Source organism: Paenibacillus thermoaerophilus, assembly GCF_005938195.1.
In the GTDB taxonomy this organism is placed as follows: domain Bacteria; phylum Bacillota; class Bacilli; order Paenibacillales; family Reconciliibacillaceae; genus Paenibacillus_W; species Paenibacillus_W thermoaerophilus.
The window spans coordinates 1-21,024 of sequence record NZ_VCQZ01000014.1; the positions used below are offsets into that span (position 1 = coordinate 1).

Below are 21,024 nucleotides of genomic sequence, written 5' to 3' on the forward strand. Positions count from 1 at the left end.
CGTGTTTATACTTCATTGTAGAGTGCCTCCTGCGCTGGGATTTGTTCTTTGGTCGGAACGTTCCCCAGTATACAGAAGGTACTTTTTTCATTCAAACCTCGAATTCATTCATTACAGGAATGGCTCCTGTATAGTTTCAATCCACGCTCCCGCGTGGGGAGCGACTACGAAAGGGGGTGATGGAGCTGGACAAGGAGAAGTTTCAATCCACGCTCCCGCGTGGGGAGCGACGTTGGCGTAGGCAAACGGGTCAAAAGCGGTAAACGGTTTCAATCCACGCTCCCGCGTGGGGAGCGACACTGACCGAAGCGGAAAAAGAGCGAATTGCGAAAGTTTCAATCCACGCTCCCGCGTGGGGAGCGACCGATCGAAGTTATATACAACACGCTGGAGCCAGCAAAGTTTCAATCCACGCTCCCGCGTGGGGAGCGACGATGTCATTACGTACAACCTCGGTTCCATAACGCAGGAGTTTCAATCCACGCTCCCGCGTGGGGAGCGACGGGTTAAGGCAGAACGGGACGTATACAAGCAGGGGTTGGTTTCAATCCACGCTCCCGCGTGGGGAGCGACTGCTTGGTTTCCGATCGTCGCGGCGACCGCGAAAGCGGTTTCAATCCACGCTCCCGCGTGGGGAGCGACGGAAGAGATGGAGAGAGCGAGTTAGGGAGGCGGGTTTCAATCCACGCTCCCGCGTGGGGAGCGACACTTCGCGGAGCGTGATAAGTTCGGTAGCTTCTTGTTTCAATCCACGCTCCCGCGTGGGGAGCGACACTCGGCATTTGCCTGGTGGGCGATTTCCGCACGCAGTTTCAATCCACGCTCCCGCGTGGGGAGCGACCGTAATCGACTTTGTGAGCGGCGTCGCATTGGCAGCCAAAGTTTCAATCCACGCTCCCGCGTGGGGAGCGACAATCAGAAGACCGTCGAAGCCAATGACAAACTGCTGGTGTTTCAATCCACGCTCCCGCGTGGGGAGCGACACATCTCGGCAAGCCCCGTAATTTGTTTCAATCGGAGTTTCAATCCACGCTCCCGCGTGGGGAGCGACCAAGTGTTCGCCAGGACCCTACCCAGTGCCGAATGGGTTTCAATCCACGCTCCCGCGTGGGGAGCGACGGTGCGCCCGCTCAGCCTGCAGGATATCGCTATTCACGTTTCAATCCACGCTCCCGCGTGGGGAGCGACGCGTTTGTTCGCGCCGCGCTTGACGAGGCTGACAAATTGTTTCAATCCACGCTCCCGCGTGGGGAGCGACTCTGTTCGAGCCGGTCTATGTTATCGGGCAAAATCTTGTTTCAATCCACGCTCCCGCGTGGGGAGCGACGTTGCAAAGTCTTGCTCTTGCGTTGTCTCGATCACTGTTTCAATCCACGCTCCCGCGTGGGGAGCGACATGCAGCACCTTTGCCAGAACAACCCCGATCTTGTATAAGTTTCAATCCACGCTCCCGCGTGGGGAGCGACTATCGCGGGCGCAAAATCTTCGACGGCAAGCAATGGGTTTCAATCCACGCTCCCGCGTGGGGAGCGACGGCCGTTATCGGACCGGACCCCAACAATATTAAACCGGGTTTCAATCCACGCTCCCGCGTGGGGAGCGACTGTGATTTCGGTGGGTTAAAGCTGTAAAATACAATGTTTCAATCCACGCTCCCGCGTGGGGAGCGACCAGTTGACGCAAAGTTAAACGAGCCTACGCCTTGAATCGTTTCAATCCACGCTCCCGCGTGGGGAGCGACAAGATTTGATCGGTCAGGACTTGCCCGCCGAACTGTTGGTTTCAATCCACGCTCCCGCGTGGGGAGCGACCTTATGATGGCGTTATTAGCGATTACCTATTTCTGTACGTTTCAATCCACGCTCCCGCGTGGGGAGCGACTTACGCTGGAGAAATAAACATTGGCGAACAAAATGTTTCAATCCACGCTCCCGCGTGGGGAGCGACTAAGGATGTGAATGAATACGCAATGTCATGCGGATTGGTTTCAATCCACGCTCCCGCGTGGGGAGCGACACGGTCGACGACGACTGGCAGGGCATTAGCGGTATTGAGTTTCAATCCACGCTCCCGCGTGGGGAGCGACTATGATACTCTGCCATCTTCTCGACCTCGCGAAGTTTCAATCCACGCTCCCGCGTGGGGAGCGACACGGACCGCCACAGCTACACGCTGGCGCAGCTTGCCTCGTTTCAATCCACGCTCCCGCGTGGGGAGCGACCTTTACCGGGTCTGGCTATCCCACGCGCTGCAATACCGTTTCAATCCACGCTCCCGCGTGGGGAGCGACGTACATCGAGCTAATCACCCGCCGATGGTTTGAGGTTTCAATCCACGCTCCCGCGTGGGGAGCGACACGGTCCGATTCCTGATGGATACGTCATAAACCATGTTTCAATCCACGCTCCCGCGTGGGGAGCGACAGTCCCTGGTGCCACACCGACATTGTAGCTTTTCTGTTTCAATCCACGCTCCCGCGTGGGGAGCGACTGCGCCGGAGGTTCGGATTTGGCGACGCACGGCTGTTTCAATCCACGCTCCCGCGTGGGGAGCGACATAAGTAGATAGCGTTAATTTGGCGTTAGCTTAACGTTTCAATCCACGCTCCCGCGTGGGGAGCGACAAGCGTCTAGGTGAGCTTGTATCTAGCGTGGATCGGGTTTCAATCCACGCTCCCGCGTGGGGAGCGACATGCACTTCCGCTTCCGTTTCCACTTCGGTGTTTTGTAGTTTCAATCCACGCTCCCGCGTGGGGAGCGACTTGGAGCGGCTCGGGTACAAGCGGCAGTACAAACGCGGTTTCAATCCACGCTCCCGCGTGGGGAGCGACCGAAGGAACTGTATGGGCAAAAAGAGGGTGCGGAGTTTCAATCCACGCTCCCGCGTGGGGAGCGACTCGATCAAGCTCCGCAAGTTCGTCGGTGCTTAACGTTTCAATCCACGCTCCCGCGTGGGGAGCGACATAACCCAGACGCGGGCCCAGTGCTGATCTTTTCGCAGGTTTCAATCCACGCTCCCGCGTGGGGAGCGACATCGGAATTGAAAATAATCCCGACTATTCCAATCGGTTTCAATCCACGCTCCCGCGTGGGGAGCGACATGTCTTCCGCTTCCGATACTGTAAAAGTATTGAGTTTCAATCCACGCTCCCGCGTGGGGAGCGACTTAGTTATGATAGCGTTTGTTACTTGTGTGAAGGTTTCAATCCACGCTCCCGCGTGGGGAGCGACACGAAACTATGGCAATTGCCTATCTAGTAAACGATAATGTTTCAATCCACGCTCCCGCGTGGGGAGCGACTTTCAATGCCATGCAGGAGACAGCGGACATATGAGTTTCAATCCACGCTCCCGCGTGGGGAGCGACTACGTTGTTTTTCGTGTTTCTTCATTATATGGGCGTTTCAATCCACGCTCCCGCGTGGGGAGCGACGCGGTGTCATCGGCGCTGCTGACTCGGAGGCAGCGCGAGTTTCAATCCACGCTCCCGCGTGGGGAGCGACGCGATTGCCATAGTTTCGTCATGCACACTTGACGGTTTCAATCCACGCTCCCGCGTGGGGAGCGACAAGACAGCGGGCGGCGATGTTGCGGCTACGTCGAAGTTTCAATCCACGCTCCCGCGTGGGGAGCGACAAAAGGTGGCCGAGATGTTGAATCGGCAGCAGCGGAGGTTTCAATCCACGCTCCCGCGTGGGGAGCGACAGCGTAAGCGTGTCGACAGCATTCCGTGGGCGCCGGTTTCAATCCACGCTCCCGCGTGGGGAGCGACTGCATGATGCGAGAAGCCTTGCTGTACAAGGGTTCTAGAGGCTATTTTCGCGAACCTGTTTGCAGAAGGGGGTCCGGAGATGCCCGTGAAGCTGGAAAAACCCCGCAAAGTCTTGTCCTGCTTGAGGTGCGAACCTCCCAGGAAAATCATGTGAGCTTGGGGTTCGCACCTTCAACCTTCAAATGTTCCTAAACTATATCGTACAGGCTGACGGCTACCGAATCAATGGCGGCCGCTGCCCATACGACCCGCTTTATTTGACAAAACCCTTCATCCGGGTGACTCTAAGCACTTGCGAGGCGGTCTGTTCGACCCATTCCGCCGTATGCTGGAAAGCCTCTTGCAACGAGCAGGGGCGTTGTACAATAGAGAATCCGGCCGTCAGGCCAATCTGGTCCATCTGTTCGGCGGATAGCTCCATTCCCCCGCACAGAGCGATGACCGGGACGCCGGCTTGCTTCGCTTCCCGGCAGATGCCGGCAATTACTTTGCCGGAGAGCGTCTGCCGGTCCAGCTTGCCTTCTCCGGTTATCACCAGATCGGCATCCGCCAGCCGGTTGCGGAAGTCGGCCTTCTCCATCAAAATGTCAATGCCCGGCTGCAAGGCCGCCTTCAGGAACGCATACAGACCGGCCCCCATGCCGCCGGCCGCGCCGCCTCCGGGGACGGAAAGGACGTCCAGGTTCAGGCCGTTCCGGATCACCTCGGCGAAGCGCAGAAGTCCCGCCTCCAGCACCTCGATCATTTCGGGCGTCGCTCCTTTTTGCGGGGCGAATACCGCTGCGGCTCCATCGGGGCCGCACAACGGATTCGTCACATCGGTCGCGAGCACGAACGAGCTTTCGCGGATGCGGGGATCGATGCCCGTCATATCGAACGACGCCAGACGCCGCAGCTCGCCGCCCCCGCGGGAGAGCGGATCGCCGTCCGCATCGTAAAACCGGACGCCCAGCGCTTCCAGCAGTCCCGTCCCTCCGTCGTTGGTGGCGCTTCCACCCAAACCAATAATGAACTTCCGGCATCCGCGGTTCAGCGCATCCGCAATCAGCTCTCCGGTTCCGTAAGTGGAAGCGATCAGGGGATTTCGATCCTCGGCGCTTACGAGAGGCAACCCGGAAGCGGCGGCGGTTTCGATAATCGCGGTACCGTCCGGCAAAATGCCGTAGGCGGCGTTAACCGGTTCTCCCAACGGCCCGGATACGTTCGCCTTCACCAGGGTGCCGCCGCAGGCATGAAGCATACCCTCCACGGTGCCTTCGCCGCCGTCGGCCACAGGCATTTCCATGATGTCGGCATCGGGTTCGACCCGTTGGATGCCGGCGCGGATGGCGGCGCAAATTTGTATGGCGGACAGAGACCCCTTGAAGGAGTCCGGGGCGACGATAATTTTCATGATCCTTCTCCTTCATCCCGTAAATATTCGTTGTATGTTGCGCGAGATTCTTTTAGTATTCAGTATATCATTTCATTTGCTATCGATGGCTACACCTTTTTGGAGGCTTGCGCACATGAACATAGCTATGCCATTTCCGAGTAGGAGAGACGGACGGCGTATCGTTGGAAATGGAGAAGTGGAAACGGGTTCTGGAAGACATGGGCCACCGTGTATATTATCTCGCCGGAAGCCTGGGGGAACAGGACGGAATTGTGATCGAAGAGCTGCATTATCAGCACCCGGTCAACCATCAATTTGTCGCCAATGCGTATGAGAAGCTGGCCGATTACGCGGACGCCGAATCGTTCCGTGACGATGTGCTGGCCTTTGCGGCCCGCACCGAAGCCGCGCTGTGCCTCGCCATCGACCGTTATCGGCTGGATGTGCTCGTGCCGAACAACATCTGGTCGCTAGGGTGGGGGCTTCCCGCCGCGATCGCGTTTGCGGAAGCAGCCCGCAAAAAGAATATCACCTGCGTGGCCCACAATCACGATTTTCATTGGGAACGTTCCCGGTACGGCAACCCGACCAACATCTACGTGAGCGAATGGCTGCGGCGTTATTTCCCTCCCGCCCTTCCCCGGGCATCGCATGCCGTCATCAATAAGATCGCCCAGGACGAACTGCATAAACGCACCGGGCTTCAGTCCGTCGTGGTGCCGAACGTCTTCGATTTTTCGACGCCGGCTTGGACGGTGGACGAATATAACGGGGACTTCCGGCAGGCGATCGGCGTGAAGGACAGCGACATCCTAATCCTTCAGGCTACCCGCATCGCCGAACGCAAAGCGATCGAGCTGGCCATCGATCTGGCGGCCGAACTGGGCAAGCCGAACCATCTGAGCCGGTTGAGGGACAAGCCGCTCTATGACGGCAGAAGGATGGTGGAGGACGGAGAGATCGTGCTGGTGCTGGCCGGGCTTCCGGAATCGTCCGATTGGTATAGGGAAGGGCTCGTCCGGAGAGCCGAGAAAAAGCATGTAAAGCTGCTTCACGTCAACGACAGGATCGAAGCGACCCGTCTGACCCGCGGCGGCCGGAAAATGTATTCCCTCTGGGATGCCTATGTTCATGCGGATTTGATCACGTACCCAAGCGTGCTGGAAGGATGGGGCAATCAATTCCTCGAAGGCTTGTTCGCCAAGAAGCCGATGGTGGTATACGAATATCCGGTTTATGGAACGGATATCAAGCCTTGCGGGTTCGACATCGTATCCCTCGGCGACACCCACCGCGTCGATGCGGATGGCTTCGTTAGCGTGGAGCGGGATGTCATCGAGAGAGCGGCCCGCGAATCCCTTCGTTATTTGCTGGATGGGGATTTTCGCCATGCGGCGACGGAGCGCAATTTCCGGCTGGGTGAGCGGCATTTCTCCTTCGATGTTTTGAAAACGATTCTTTCCCGGTGGTTTTGAGCCGAGCGTTCAAGGCATTCGGAGTTGACACTCCAAAAGAAACCAAATACAATGGACCCTGCCAACGATGGCATATGGACTGATGCCCAATGAAGGAGCCGTACGCCATCCCAACCTCCGCCAAAAGGGGATGCATATCGTGAAAACTTATACCATTAAAGATGTGGCGCATCTGTCCGGGGTTTCCGTCCGAACCGTATCCAGGGTAATCAACAATGACCCCCATGTAAAAGCCGAGACCCGCGAGAAAGTTCTCAAAGTGATCGCCGAGACCGGTTTTGAGGCGAATCTGCTGGCGAAGAGCTTGCGGGAGAAGCGGACGAATACCTTGATCGCTTTCGTCGATCAGCATCGGGGCCAATTCTGGGGAGCCTTCCATAACGAGATGCTGCAGGAGATGATGAAGGAAGCCCGCCGCAGCGGCTACCGGATGGTTATCTCGTCCTCCTCCGCGGACAGTTACACGGAAGACGAGAACGACGGATTTTATCTCTTGAAGCATGGAATGGCCGACGGAGCCGTCATGTTCGATACGAAAGAGAAAGACAAGCGGGTCGAATATTTGCGCAGCAAAAAGGTTCCGTTCGTCATTCTCGGCAAAGACCGCGACCATTTCGACACTTCATACGTCGATCTGGATAACGTGTACGCCGGGTATCTAGCCGCCCAGTATCTGGTCTCGAAAGGACGCAAGCATATCCTGTTTATGCTCGGCAACCGCGATTACATCGTCAATCAGGAACGGGCGGAGGGCATCCGGCGCTATCTGGCGGAAAATCCGGACCCCGGCCGGCAGGCGCGCATCGAGTACGACGTGGGGAATATCGAGCAAGCCTATTCGCGGACGAAGGAAGCGCTGGCCGGGACGCCAAGGCCGGACGCGATCTTCATATCCGGAGACGAACGCGCAATCGGCGTGTATCGCGCGGTCTACGAGCAAAACCTTCGCATACCGGATCAGGTCGCCGTACTCGGGATCGACAAGATTGCCATGGGTGCGTTCTACCATCCGCCGATTACAACCATCGATCAGCAAATTCCCGCTATGGCTCAAACCGCGCTTCGCATATTGTTCCAGCAGTTGGACGGCAGCGGCCAAAACGGGATGCGGACATTGATCGCCCCTTCCATTTGCGAAAGACAATCCGTATAAAAATTTTTCAGGCAAAATGCCAACGATGGCAAAAGTCGCGATTGCGCGCACGGTCCCGCTCCGGAAGGAGCATGTGTGGACCTGGGGAATGATGATAGGCGCTGTAATAGGGTGCCGATGCCACAAAACAACGTCAGGCGGGTGAATCTGTTGAATCGGATCGAAACCAAGCAATTGGGCGAAATTTTTTACGAAATGACGTATGTCAAAAACAGCTTGCGCAACGTTTATTGCGGAGGGGAACGGATCGGCTTCCGCTTTAATCTGGATAATCCTCCTCTTGCCTTGGGCGGCATGGCGATCGATTTCAAGCTGCTGCTGAACGGGGAGGAAGCGGAATCGCATCTCGTATGGATTCGCCAAGGCCGATCTGAGCGCAATGCGGCCACGATCTCCCCCGAGCAGCCCTATACGTTCGAAGTGGGGGCTCCCACGGAATGGACGGTGTTGCTCCCCGGAGGCCTGCCTGCGGGCGAGCATACGATTGTAATCGTGACCGAACAATATGCGTTCGGCAGGCGGAGGTGTCCGAGCTGACGGCGAAGTTCCGCCGCCTCGGCATCGAAGTGATGGGGGCGCCGGCGGTGCGCTGCTTCGATTGGGCGGAGCATCAGAATTACCCCGTCGCCGTCAACCGGTTGGATAATCTGATCCAGTGGCGGGATACGTCGGCGAAGCTCGGTCTGGACTGCGTCGTCGGCACGAACTGGACGGCGGCTTTCAGCCTGGGCACGCCTTATGGGATCTTCGAGACGACCTGGTATCTGAACGGGTTCCATGCCGAGGTATGCTGGAACCGGCATAGCGATACGGACCGGTATATCGACCGGTTTCTGGCGGTTTTCCACGGATTGGACGAGGATACGGTCGGCGGCAAGGTGGGGCGCTACGAGAACGAGGACTACTATTCGATCATCCGCCACTTTGCCGGGCAAGTGCGGAGGAACCGGGATATCGCCGAGCTGATCGCGGTGATGAACGATTTCGAGATCGCCACCGACCGGTCGCGCGCCATCCACAAATACGCCTACCGGTGGAAGCTGTATCCGGGCGACGCGGCCGAATGGCGTTCGCTGATGAACAACTACCGCAACAACCGCACCGGGCTGGAGCGCGTGCGTCCGCGTATGACGGAACTGCTCCGGCGGTTCCAGCCGGACGATATGGCCGATCATTACGTGCTGTCGCGGTTTTACCTGCACGATTACCTGGAGGAGAACCTGTACAGGGAACTGGGGCTATATCTCGAAAAAGCATAAGGACGGACAAGGACGCAAGGCCGGGGGCTCCCGGGTTGTGCGTCCTTTTTTGGCTCCCGGGCCGCCGGAGGCGCTGGCGGCTTCGGCCGCTCCGTGCGCGGGCGGCGGCTGTGGTATAATAAGGCCCAGCGAACACAGGCATTATCGCCAAAAGGAGCGCCCGCATGGCCAAAACGAAATATTACGTCGTCTGGGTCGGCCGCAAGCCCGGCATCTATACGACCTGGGCGGAATGTCAGGAGCAAGTCCACCGGTTCGAAGGGGCCCGGTTCAAGTCTTATGAGTCCAAAGCCGAGGCGGAAGCGGCGTTTCAGTCCGGCTGGAGCGGCGAAGGGGGACAAGAAGCGCCGGCCCGGCCGGACGCGCGGAGCCGGCCGGCATCCCCGGAGCAGTCGGCTTCATACGCTGAACAAGACGAGATCGATTACGACAGCATCTCCGTCGACGTCGGGACAAGAGGGAACCCTGGGCCGACCGAATATAAAGGCGTCGATACCCGGACGGGGGAGGTGCTGTTCTCGTACGGGCCGGTCTGGGGAACGAACAATCTCGGCGAGTTTCTCGCGATCGTCCACGCTCTGGCGTACCTGAAGAAGTTGGGCAGCTCCAAGACGGTGTACAGCGATTCGGCGAACGCGATCAAATGGGTCAAGCAAAAAGCGGTATTCTCGACGCTCCCGAGGGACGAATCCACCCGCGAGATCTGGAGCCTGGTCGACCGCGCGATCGCCTGGCTGAAAACGAACGACTACGACAACAAGGTATTGAAGTGGCAGACGGACAAATGGGGCGAGATCAAAGCGGACTACGGCCGCAAGTAAAGCGGCCCGCGGCCGGACTGCTTGGCGCCGGGGCCCCCGAAGCCGCCTTTTGCGGGAAACGGCGCGCGGCGGGGGCTTTCTTTATTCGAATGCCGAATCGTGATACGATGACAAGGAAGCGACAATCGTTCGGGAGGCCGCATAAGAGATGAAGTCGAGATATTTGGCCGGCCTATCGCTGGCCGTCATGGCGACGGGATTCGTCGTTACGCTGTTTTTGCCCCAGACGTTTATCGTACGGCTGCTGCAGGCGGGCTTCGAAGCCGGGCTTGTCGGCGGGATCGCCGACTGGTTCGCGGTGACCGCGTTGTTCCGGCATCCGCTGGGGATTCCGATTCCGCATACGTCGCTGCTGCTGAAAAATAAAGAGCGGATCGTCCGCTCGCTCGTATCGGCGCTGGAGAACGAGCTGCTGAACAAACGCAGCATCGGGGAGAAGCTGAGCCGACTGAATCTGCTCGGGTTGGGCGCAGCGGCCATCGCAAGGCGGATGGCGAGCAAAACGTTCCGCCGCGGCGTGGCCGAGGCGCTTATTCCCGTCGTTCGGGAGCTTCCGCTGGAGCGGGCGGTTCCGACGCTGCAGGCCGGGCTGGCCGGTTATATCGCCAGGGCCGATTGGAAGCCGACGGCCGAACGCGCTCTGACTCGACTGATGGAGGAGCGGTACGACGAGAGGGCGTTCGATTACGTGCTGCGCGAGGTGTCGCGCTGGGTGGTCCGGGCGGAGACGAAGGCGATGCTGGGGAAAATCGCAAGCAGCCGGCTTGCCGAGGTTCGGATGGGCGGCTTTATGGGTTTCGCTGTCCAAGCGTTCGCCGGTTTCATGGATGAAGAGCAGCTCGGGGGCATCCTGCAGAACATGCTGGTGGCGGGACTGCGCGATTTGCAGAACCGGGACAATCCGTACCGGAACGAGATCGTTCGGGAACTGCGGGTCCGCCTGTTCCAGCTGGCGGACGAGGAGGAGCGGCTCGCGTCGCTGAAGGACTGGCTGCGCGATACGGTGCAGGGCGACGGGGCGACGGACTTCCTGCGCTCGCGGCTGGAGGAGCTCCGCGCGCTTGCACTGGACAAGCTGGAGCGGGAGCGGGACAACGGCGGACGCGGCCTGTTCGCCGCCTACCGGGGACTGATCCGCTGGCTGTCCGGCCGGCCGGATTGGATCGGCGGGCTGGAGAAGAGGCTGCGGGACGGCGTGGTCCGGCTGGTGGAGGAAAACCATTACCGCATCGGCGAACTGGTCAAGGAAAACCTGAACCGGATGGACGACGAGGCGCTGGTGCGCATGCTGGAGGAGAAGGTCGGCAAAGACTTGCAGTGGATTCGGGTGAACGGCGCGATCTGCGGATTCGTGATCGGTCTCGCGCTGTTTTTCGTCCAGTCGATATGAGAGCGGCCGCGGCGGATTTCCGCCGCGGTTTTCTTATGGCAACAGTTCGTCTCACCCCCTGAAAAATACCCAAGCGCGACATAAAGAAAACATAAGCGAGCAGGCCGGAGGTAGGTGTAGACTAGAAAATGTAAGCGGATACAACTTGTCCCGAAAGGAGGTTGCGCGAACCCGTCAACAGGAGCGAGACCGCATCGGCATAGGCCGAATCCAATCCGAAAAGGAGCGTGAATGAAGTGAAAAACCGATTGGCGCAAGCAAGCTTGACCGCAAGTTTGGTGTTGGCTCTCGCCGCCGTGGCGCCCGTGCCCGCCTCGGCTGCGACGGTGAATTGCAGCACGAGCAGTTGCCTGACCTCCGCGCTGGCGAATGCGCAGCCCGGCGACACGATCGTGCTGGCGGCGGGGACGACGTTTAACGGCAAATTTGTCGCGGCGGCGGAAGGAACCTCATCCGCCAAAATCACGCTGCGCAGCGCCAGCTCCTCGAATCCGGCGACGCTGAACGGAACGGGGACGGGCAGCGGCTACGGCCTGCACATTACCGGCGATCATTGGGTCATCCAGGACTTGAAGGTGACGAACTCGCAAAAAGGCATTATGCTGGACCATGCCAACTGGACGCTGATCGACAACGTCGAGGTGTACCATATCGGGCATGAGGCGGTGCATTACCGCGACGGCAGCTCGAACAACGTCATCCGGAACTCGTATATTCACGATACGGGCAAAGCCGAAGCGGGCTTCGGCGAAGGCATCTACGTCGGTTCCGACAAGGGCAAATGGTCGACCTACATCAAGGAAACGGACAACAACCGGATTTCCGGGGTGACGATCGGCCCGAACGTCACGGCCGAACACGTCGATATCAAGGAGGGATCGACCGGCACCATCGTCGAAAACTCCACGTTTAACGGAACGGGAATCAGCGGAGCGAATTACGCCGACAGCTTCATCGACGTCAAGGGCAATCAGGCGATTATCCGGGGCAATACCGGCTACCGGAACAATAACGGCATCATCGTCGATGCGTTCCAGATGCACGTGCAGGTTGACGGTTGGGGACAGAACGCCTCCTTCACGAACAACAGGCTGTATCTGGACAACGCGTCGCCGTATGTCGTCAACGCGGCGGGCGATTCGTCCGCAACGGCTTCGGGCAACACCCGCAGTCCTTCCGGCAATATGTACAAAGGCAACGTCACCGTGAGCGGCGGCGAACCGTCGGAAGATACGCAAGCGCCGACGGTTCCGGGCGGACTGTCCGCGACGGCAGTCTCGTCGAGCCGGATCGATCTGAACTGGCTCCCGTCCTCGGACAATGTCGAGGTATCGGGATACGACGTCTACCGCAACGGCAGCTATCTGAAGACCGTATCCGCTCCGTCCGCGAGCGATACGGGATTAAGCGCCTCGACGACGTATTCCTACTATGTCCGGGCCAAGGACCCGTCCGGCAATCAGTCGGCGGCAAGCCAGCCGGTTAGCGCGACCACGCTGTCCGGCGGCGGAGGCGGCGGAACGTCGACGCTTCAACCGACGGACGACGTTTACGTCTACGAAGGCAGCAACGCGGACACGAACTACGGAACGAACGACAACCTGTATCTGAAGACGGACAGCGGCAAAAACCGGATCGCCTATCTGAAGTTCAGCCTGCCGGGAATCGGTTCCGTCAGCAGCGCAAAGCTTCGGGTATACGGCAGCGCCTCCTCCAATACGACCCTGTCCGCTTACGAGACGGCGGATAACTGGAACGAAGGCACCCTCACCTGGAACAACAAGCCGGCGGTCGGTTCCGTCATCAGCGGCGTTCCGATCGGTACGGCCGACGCTTATCACGAGATCGACGTCACCGCGTACGTGCGGGCTCAAGCGGCGGGAGACGCCGTCGCTTCGTTCGTGCTGCAGGAGAGCGTAGGCAAGTATACGACGCTGAACAGCTCGGAGAACGCGTCGAATCGGCCGGAATTGGTCATTACGCCTTAAACGGCAAGCCCCGTTCGGAGCTGCGGAGACGCAGAACGGACGGGGCTTTTTCGCGGCCAATCCCCGGAGAGGGAACGTCTGGCGGACGCTACTCCTTCAGCGCCGTCAGCAGGCTCCGGTTGAACAACTCCAGCTCGTCGTAGAAGAGGCCGTGGCCGCTGTGCTGGAACGGAACCAGCGTCGAACCGCGAATCCCCTTGTGCATTTCCAGCGCCAACGGAAACAGACAGACCCGGTCCATGACGCCGTGAAAGATATACGTCGGCGTCTGGATGCGCGGCAGATCGGGGCGCAGATCCTCGTCGCGCAGCGCTTCCGCCCCTGCGATCGTCGCGCGCGCGTCGGACGACAACCCCAGCGCGTTGAACCAACTGCGGAAGGACTCCGTGATGTTGCTTGCAAAAAACAGGTTGCCGAAATCGTCCAGCGTCTGCGGACGGTTGGCGTACAGGCCCGCGATCAGCGAATCGACCGCTTCCCGGGACATGCCGTACGGGTAATCCGGCTGCATCGTGAACGAGGGCGCCGCCGCTGCGGCCAGAATCAGCCGGGACATGCCGTGGCCGTTATGCCGGCTCATATACCGGATCGCGATCGCTCCCCCCATGGAGAAGCCGACCAGCCGCGCGTTCGTCAATCCGAGCGCATCGACAACCGCCCGGATGTCGTCGGCCATCCGGTCGTATCCGTATCCGCTCCAGGGCCGGTCCGACTTGCCGTAACCGCGAAGATCGACCTGAATGCAGCGGTACCCGTATTTAGGGAGCTGCGTCACCTGATACTCCCACATGAGATGATTCAGCGGCCATCCGTGAATAAACAGCACCGGTACGCCGCTGCCGACGTCCTCGACAAACAGATGGACGCCTTGCTCCGCTTGAATGTAGTACCCCATACCCCTTCCTCCGTTCGTCGCATTTGCGCGTATCCCTTATGTTTACGAGGCCGCTTGCGGATATATGTGAACGGCTCGCCTTTTCCGGCTTCTTGCATCGGGTTACCCGAATGCAACTTCTCCGGCGATAACCGCGTGAAGTTGAATCCGGCAAATTGTTTGTTATCTTGCGCGAATCTATAATTCGGACGAGACGCTTCGAACGAGAGGAGGAAGAACGAATCGATTTGTAAGCGCATTCGTGACGGTGGACGGCAACGGATCGAATGGTACGCGAAAATCATGGGTCAAAGAAGGGGAGGACGGGTGCACGATGAAAAAGTCAAAACGGTTGATGGCGCTGCTGATGTCCTTGGTGTTGTCGGTTCCGGCGTTAACGCCGGCGGCTGCTGCGGCGGAGCCGGGTTCCGAACGGCCGATGATCGACATTCCCGCTGCGAGCAAATGGCAGGGGAGCGTGTTCGGTTCGGTCGGCGGGCAAGACAAGATTCACCCGGACAACTTCGAAATCAAGGAGGAGGCGGACGGCACGGCGGTTCTAAGGAGCTCGAACGACAGAGGCAAAATCTCCAGTACAACGGACGGAATCGCCTATTACTACCGAAGTGTTCCGGTCGACGCCAACTTCGAACTGACGGCAACGGCGACGGTTGAGCATTGGACAGCGAACAACCAGGTTTCGTTCGGCTTGATGCTGCGGAACGAAGCATACGTCAACGTCAGCGGCGACGTGTACGGCGCAGGGGACACTCTGGTGTTGGGCGCGCTCGACCAGAAGATGATGAGCTTTGACAGACAAGGCGGTGTGTTAGCCAAGCATGCCGCGTTCGGCGGATCGCCGGAGCCAGCGGCGGGACAAACGTACGATCTGAGCATCAAGAAATCGGGGAACGTCTACCAGCTCAGAATCGGCGGCGAGACGAGAACGATCGAGAATTATGCGAGCCCGGTTGCGTACGCGGGGTTGTACACGGCCCGCAACACGAAGGTGGTGTTCAGCAACGTCAGCCTGAAGATCGAAGGCGAAGTGGAAACCGGCGATTGGCAGTTCCGGGCGTTCGGCAGCAATACGAGCGGGACCGCCAACCCGGCCCCGACCCTGAATGAACAAGGCGTCACGATGTCGGCCGGCGGCGGCAAAATCGCAAGCGGCGACGAAGGCATATCGTTTTATTACAAGGAGCTGCCGGCCGACGCCAACTTCGAGATTCGGGCCAAGGCGGCCGTGATCAGCTTCAACGGGAACAGCGACATCAATAACGCCAATCAGAAGTCTTTTGGCCTCATGCTGAGAGGGGCCGTCGGAGAACATGGAAGCACGAGTACGTTTACCTCCGAATACGTGGCGGTTGGCGCTCTGGACACGGTGATGAAAGCATTTTACAAGAAACTCGTCAACCCCGATCCGAAGACCTATACGCAAAGCAAATTGAATCCGTTCGCAGGGGTCAACAATCCTGCCCCGGATCAGACGTACGATCTGAGCCTCAAAAAATCCGGCCTCACCTTCGTCATGACGGTGAACGGCCAGAGCGAGACCGTCACGTTCGACAGCTGGGAGACGGATACCATCTACGCCGGTCTCTACGTCGCACGGGATGCGGCGGTCACGTTCAGCGATTACGAGATTCAGGTCAACGCGAAGGTCGTCAGCAGCCTGATCGTCGATACCAGCGCGATGAAGACGCAATATCTCAAGGGCGCTCCGCTCGATCTGACCGGGCTGCGGGTGACCGCCGTCTACACCGACGGCACCAGCGCGCCGCTTAACGCCGGGGATTATATCGTAACCGGCTTCAACAGCAGCACCCCCGGCCCCAACACGCTGACGATCAGCTACAACGGGGTGACCGCGTTCGTTGAGCTGGAGATTCTCGCCCTTACCGTTACGAACATGACCATTCTCTATCCTCCGGCCAAAACGGTCTATTATCCGGGCGACCGGTTCGATCCCCAGGGGCTCGTCGTGCTGGCCGAGTACGACAACGGCTTCCTGAAGGATCAGCCGTTGACGGAGGATCTGTACAGCATCTCCATTCCCGGCGCCACTGTCGTCGAAGCGACTTATGTCTTCAACGAGCCCGGCGGCTATGCCGTTTACGTCCAATCGGCCGAAACGCCCGGAATATCGGCGTCCTTCGAGGTGAGCGTGATGGATACGGAGTTGACCGGCATCGAAATCCGGCGGGGACCGCAGAAGACGCTGTATGATTTGGGCGACGCGTTCGACCCGGACGGCATGGTCGTCTATGCGAGATACGCCGACGGCTCGGAGGTGCGGCTGCTCCGGAACGAGTATGCCGTGTCCGCGCTGGATTCGTCTTCGCCCGGAGAGAAAACGGTGGTCGTCGCCCATAAAGGGAAAACGGCCGAGATCGCCGTCACCGTGAAGCAAAAGGAACTGACGGGCATCGAGGTCGCCGCTTATCCGAAGACGACCTATACGGTCGGAGAAGCGTTCGACAGAACCGGACTGGCCGTCAAGAAAGTGTACGACAACGGGGATCGGGAAGCGCTGGCGGAAGCCGAATATTCGCTCGATACGTCGGCATACCGCGCCGATGCGGCGGGCGTATACGGCATCCGCATTATACCGGACGATCCGTCGCTGGAGCCGATCACGCTGAACGTGACCGTAAGAGAAGCGGCAGCCGTGGAGTGGAAGACCATCGTCTTCGGCCAATCGACCGGCAGCGGCAAAAACATGATAAATATCAAGAACGAGGGAACCCCGTCGCCAGTCGTCGAGATCATAGCCAATGACGGCGGGGGCAAAATCACCGGCGACCACGACGGCATCTCGTTCTACTACACGGAGCTGGACGCGGCCGCGGATAACTTCGTGTTGTCGGCGGACATCAAGGTGTTGCAGTACGCCAAGACGCCTCACGACGGGCAGGAATCGTTCGGCATCATGGCGCGGGACGCCATCGGGAAGCCCGGCGATTCCAGCGTGTTCGCCTCCAATATCGCGGCTGTGGGCGGCTACAGCGGCGGCACGCGAGATCCGAACGGCACACAATTTTTCATCCGCACCGGCGTAACGTCGCCCGACGGGGCGGGCAGCCAGGGCATCCGGAAAATCATGCTTCGGAATGAACTGCCGACCGAGGACAATACGCATCCGAAGAAGCCATACCGGCTGACGCTGGCGAAGACCAACAGCGGGTACACGGCCAGACTGAACGACGAGGCGGAGAAAATTTTCTACGAGCCGGATATCCTGAACGTTCAGGACGGCAAAATCTATGTGGGCTTCTACGCGGCTCGTCAGGCGAAGATCGAGGTCAGCAATATCCGGCTTACGGTCACGGCGGCCGCCACCGACGCGCCCAAGGTCGAAGCGCCCCCGGTTCCGCAGACAGCCGATTTCGCCATCCAGTCGCTGGATAAAACGTCGAGCGCCGATTATACGCTGCGCGTCAAACCGACCGTGGACGGATGGATTACGGTGAAGCAAGGATCGAAGGTGATCGCTGCGGATCTGGCGGCGGAAGCGGGCAAGCAAACGGCGATATCCGCGACGCTGGAGGAACAAGCGGACAATCGGTTCAGCATCGTCTTTTTGCCCGACGACACGCAGTTGCTGACGTCCTATGACAAGATCGTCAAGAATTTCACCGTCACGCACAAATCGTATGTGCCGGGAGGGGACATTTACGTGTCGCCTTCGGGAACCGCCGCCGGAACGGGCACGAAGGAAAATCCGCTCGACCTCGATACGGCGATCGCGTTCGTCCGGCCGGGCCAGAAGATCGTCGTCGCTGAGGGCACGTACAAACGCAGCTCCAAGCTGGATATCCCGAAAGACAACAGCGGCACCGCGGAGAACAGGAAATACCTGGTGGCCGAGCCGGGGGCGAGGCCGGTCATCGACTTCGACAAGAAGTCGGAAGGCGTCGTGCTGAGCGGAAGCTACTGGCATGTGAAGGGCATCGACTTCGCCCGTTCCGCGGGCAATACGAGGGGCTTTACGATCGGCGGCCATCATAACATCGTCGAGAACAGCCGCTTCTACGAACACGGGGATACGGGGCTTCAGATCAGCCGCACGGACGACTCCAACGATATCAGCGAGTGGCCGTCGTACAACCTGATTCTGAACTGCACGTCGTTCGACAACCGCGACCCGTCGGAGAACAACGCGGACGGCTTCGCGGCCAAGCTGACGGTCGGTCCCGGCAACGTCTTCCGGGGCGCCATCGCGCACAACAACATCGATGACGGTTGGGATCTGTATACGAAGGCGGGCTCGGGACCGATCGGAGCCGTAACGATCGAGGACAGCATCGCTTTCGGCAACGGCCGCTTGACGAACGGCTACGAGGGCAAGGGCGACAAAAACGGCTTCAAGCTGGGCGGGGAAGGCATCTACGTCCCGCATGTCATCAAGAACAGCATCGCCTTCGGCAACGGGGCTGCCGGCTTTACGAGCAACAGCAACCCGGGCGTGATCGCCCAAAACAACATCGGCTTCGACAACGCCAAGGGGAATCTGGTGTTTACGACGTATGCGAACATTCAGGAACAGTTCCGGATCGAGGGGTTCGTGTCGTACCAGAAGAGCTATACCGCGAAGGACCAATACCCGTCGCGATTGGACTCCGATGCCAACTTCATGTTTAACGGCACGGAATCCGTCAACAAGTCGGGCGTGAAGCTGACGGACGCCAACTTCAAGAGCCTCGTGCCGGTCAGCGAATATATGAGGGACGAGGACGGCAACATCATATGGGGAGACTTCCTCAAGTTTATCCCGCCGGCTCAGCCGGGCTCGGGTTCATGGTCCGGGACGGCGAATCCGGGATATACGCTGACGGACACGGACGGAGGCGTCCGGTTGTCGGTGGAACCGGCCCGCGAGACGGCGGACGGCCGGACGACGGCGAAGGCTGTGCTGGACGGACTGGGCCAAGCGGTGGAAGCGCTGCTCGCCCGCACGTCCGCCGCCGAGACGATCGAAGTCGAGGTCAAGGGCGAAGACGAGGCGGTTCGGGTCGTCTTCCCGGCCGGTTCGCTGACCGAAGCGATTGCCAAGATTCCGGATCTGCTGCTGTCGATCCGGCATGGCGGAGTCACGTACGATCTGCCGGTCTCGGCATTGAATCAGGCTGCGCTGGAGAAGCGGCTGGGGACGGACAAGGCGGAGCTGGAGCTGTCGATCGCGCCGGTGTCCGGAGCGGGCCTGGCGGAGATCGAGGCTGCGGCTGAAGCCGAAGGGCTGGCGCTTGAATCGGCGCCGATCGAATTCCGCCTGACCGCATCGGCCGGCGGCCAAAGCGTCGAGGTGAACGACTTCGGCTCCACGTACGTGTCGCGAACGCTGACGCTGAATCAGCCGGTCGACGCCGCCAGGGCGACGGTTGCGCTGTACGATCCGGCCAGCGGGGAGTTCTCGTTCGTACCGTCCGTGTTCGGCGAGCGGGACGGCGCCGCCCGCGTGACGCTGAAGCGCCCGGGCAACAGCATCTACGCCGTGATCGGTTACGAGCGAAGCTTCGCCGATCTGTCCGGCCATTGGTCGCAGTCGGACGTCGAACTGCTCGCCTCGAAGCTCGTCGTAGACGGCATGACCGCTACGGCGTATGCTCCGGACGAACGCGTCACCCGCGCCCAGTTCGCCGCGCTGCTCGTCCGGGCGCTCGGCTTGACGGAATCGGCCGAAGCAGCCGGCTTCTCCGACGTCGCGGACTCCGCCTGGTATGCGGGAGCGGTCGGAGCGGCCGCGAGGTTCGGACTGATCGAAGGATTCGAAGACGGTACGTTCCGGCCGGACGCTTCGATCACCCGCGAGCAGATGGCGGCGATGATCGCCCGCGCCATGGCGGCGGCGGGCAAGCCGGGGGCGGCCGGCACGGCCGGCGCCGACCGGTTCGCCGACAGCGCGGACATCTCGCCTTGGGCGAGAGAAGCAGTGGCGCAAGCGGCTGAAGCCGGGATTGTGGACGGCGTCGGAAGCGGAGCCTTCGCGCCCGGCGACTACGCGACCCGCGCCCAAGCGGCCGTCATGCTGAAGCGCCTGCTGGCGCATGCGGAATTCATCAATTCATGAAAGGCTAACGGAAGGCCCGAATTCAGCGCCGGATTCGGGCTTTTTTTTGGTACGCCCAGCATGGACGTCATCTTTAGGGTGAAAGTCCCGAGCGGGGGCTGGCGAGCGCCTACCGTAGCCAAGGGCAAGGGTGTCCGTCGTGAGGCGGAATCTGAAGGAAGCCGGAGGCAAATGCACGGGCCAAGGTACACGAACCCAATTGGAGGCAGGGTTAGTCGGATGAGTTGCCCAAACACAACGAAATCCCAAGCCACCAAGAGCTAGTCCTGTAAACCCCAGTGGTCGTGGAATCGAAAGTTTCTCGGATTCAGCTTTCTTGCGAACCGGGAGGCGACGATTCAACTGGCTCCCAAGACCATCAAACGCTGCAAGGAAAAGATTCGTCAGATCACATCCAGAACCCGACCGGTCTCCATGGAACAACGGATCGAGGAACTGAACCGCTATCTGATGGGATGGATCGGGTATTTTCGTCTGGCTGCGGCCAAGCAACGATGCGAAGAACTGGACGGGTAGATTCGGCATCGACTTCGGATGTGTCTGTAGAAGCAATGGAAACGGGTGCGAACCCGGTACCGGGAACTCCGAGCACTGGGCGTGCCGGAGTTCGCGGTGCACCAAATGGAGAATGCCCGCCGGGGCCCATGGGAAATGTCCCGAAACTTGAACAACGCCCTTGACACCTCTTATTGGAAGTGCCAAGGGCTTGTCAGTTTGCTTGAACGTTAGGAGGAACATCGTCAACCTTTGGGAACCGCCTAGTGGTGCCCGCATGCTAGGTGGTGTGAGCGGACGGGGGCTAGCCACCCCCTCCGACTCGATCCCTGTCTTACAGACGGAAGTGT

At 59.6% G+C, this 21,024-nt stretch carries 10 protein-coding genes, 1 pseudogene and 1 CRISPR repeat array; of the genes and pseudogenes, 9 read left to right on the forward strand and 2 right to left on the reverse strand.

The genetic code is table 11. The features are described 5' to 3' along the window. Positions 1-133: 133 nt before the first annotated feature. Positions 134-3,771: direct repeats of the CRISPR family, unit length 32 nt; unit sequence GTTTCAATCCACGCTCCCGCGTGGGGAGCGAC. Between the two features lie 253 nt (positions 3,772-4,024). Then, entirely contained in the window at positions 4,025-5,164 is a 1,140-nt protein-coding gene (locus tag FE781_RS10885; protein WP_138789658.1) for a glycerate kinase, read from the reverse strand. A 170-nt stretch (positions 5,165-5,334) separates the two neighbouring features. On the opposite strand from FE781_RS10885, the gene FE781_RS10890 reads away from it, so the two are divergent. From FE781_RS10890 to FE781_RS17635, 7 genes are all read left to right on the forward strand, one after another. Next, positions 5,335-6,621 (forward strand): glycosyltransferase family 4 protein, encoded by a 1,287-nt coding sequence (locus FE781_RS10890; protein ID WP_138789659.1) that lies wholly within the window; start codon positions 5,335-5,337, stop codon positions 6,619-6,621. A gap of 139 nt (positions 6,622-6,760) precedes the next feature. Continuing rightward, the gene (locus tag FE781_RS10895; protein ID WP_170209513.1) at positions 6,761-7,774 is read left to right on the forward strand and encodes a LacI family DNA-binding transcriptional regulator; all 1,014 of its coding nucleotides are present in this window, start codon (positions 6,761-6,763) and stop codon (positions 7,772-7,774) included. A gap of 150 nt (positions 7,775-7,924) precedes the next feature. Then, entirely contained in the window at positions 7,925-8,311 is a 387-nt protein-coding gene (locus FE781_RS10900; protein WP_170209514.1) for a C-glycoside deglycosidase beta subunit domain-containing protein, read from the forward strand. Beyond that, on the forward strand, positions 8,299-9,033 hold the full coding sequence (locus tag FE781_RS10905) for a hypothetical protein (protein WP_211346345.1): 735 nt from the start codon (positions 8,299-8,301) through the stop codon (positions 9,031-9,033). The genes FE781_RS10900 and FE781_RS10905 overlap by 13 nt, the downstream gene beginning before the upstream one ends. A gap of 164 nt (positions 9,034-9,197) precedes the next feature. Beyond that, positions 9,198-9,854: a ribonuclease H gene (gene rnhA, locus FE781_RS10910; protein WP_138789662.1), complete on the forward strand. Its 657-nt coding sequence runs from the start codon at positions 9,198-9,200 to the stop codon at positions 9,852-9,854. 148 nt (positions 9,855-10,002) lie between these two features. Further along, complete coding sequence (locus FE781_RS10915; protein WP_138789663.1) at positions 10,003-11,244, forward strand: DUF445 domain-containing protein; 1,242 nt, start codon at positions 10,003-10,005, stop codon at positions 11,242-11,244. A 236-nt stretch (positions 11,245-11,480) separates the two neighbouring features. Beyond that, on the forward strand, positions 11,481-13,232 hold the full coding sequence (locus FE781_RS17635; RefSeq protein WP_211346346.1) for a CBM96 family carbohydrate-binding protein: 1,752 nt from the start codon (positions 11,481-11,483) through the stop codon (positions 13,230-13,232). An 88-nt stretch (positions 13,233-13,320) separates the two neighbouring features. On the opposite strand, the gene FE781_RS10925 is transcribed toward FE781_RS17635, so the two are convergent. Continuing rightward, the gene (locus FE781_RS10925; protein WP_138789664.1) at positions 13,321-14,127 is read right to left on the reverse strand and encodes an alpha/beta fold hydrolase; all 807 of its coding nucleotides are present in this window, start codon (positions 14,125-14,127) and stop codon (positions 13,321-13,323) included. 313 nt (positions 14,128-14,440) lie between these two features. On the opposite strand from FE781_RS10925, the gene FE781_RS10930 reads away from it, so the two are divergent. Then, a complete protein-coding gene (locus FE781_RS10930) occupies positions 14,441-20,179 on the forward strand; it encodes a bacterial Ig-like domain-containing protein (protein WP_138789665.1) in 5,739 nt (1,912 codons plus the stop codon). A 285-nt stretch (positions 20,180-20,464) separates the two neighbouring features. Then, a pseudogene (locus FE781_RS18085) lies at positions 20,465-20,908 on the forward strand (group II intron maturase-specific domain-containing protein); the annotation flags it as partial. Positions 20,909-21,024 lie beyond the last annotated feature (116 nt).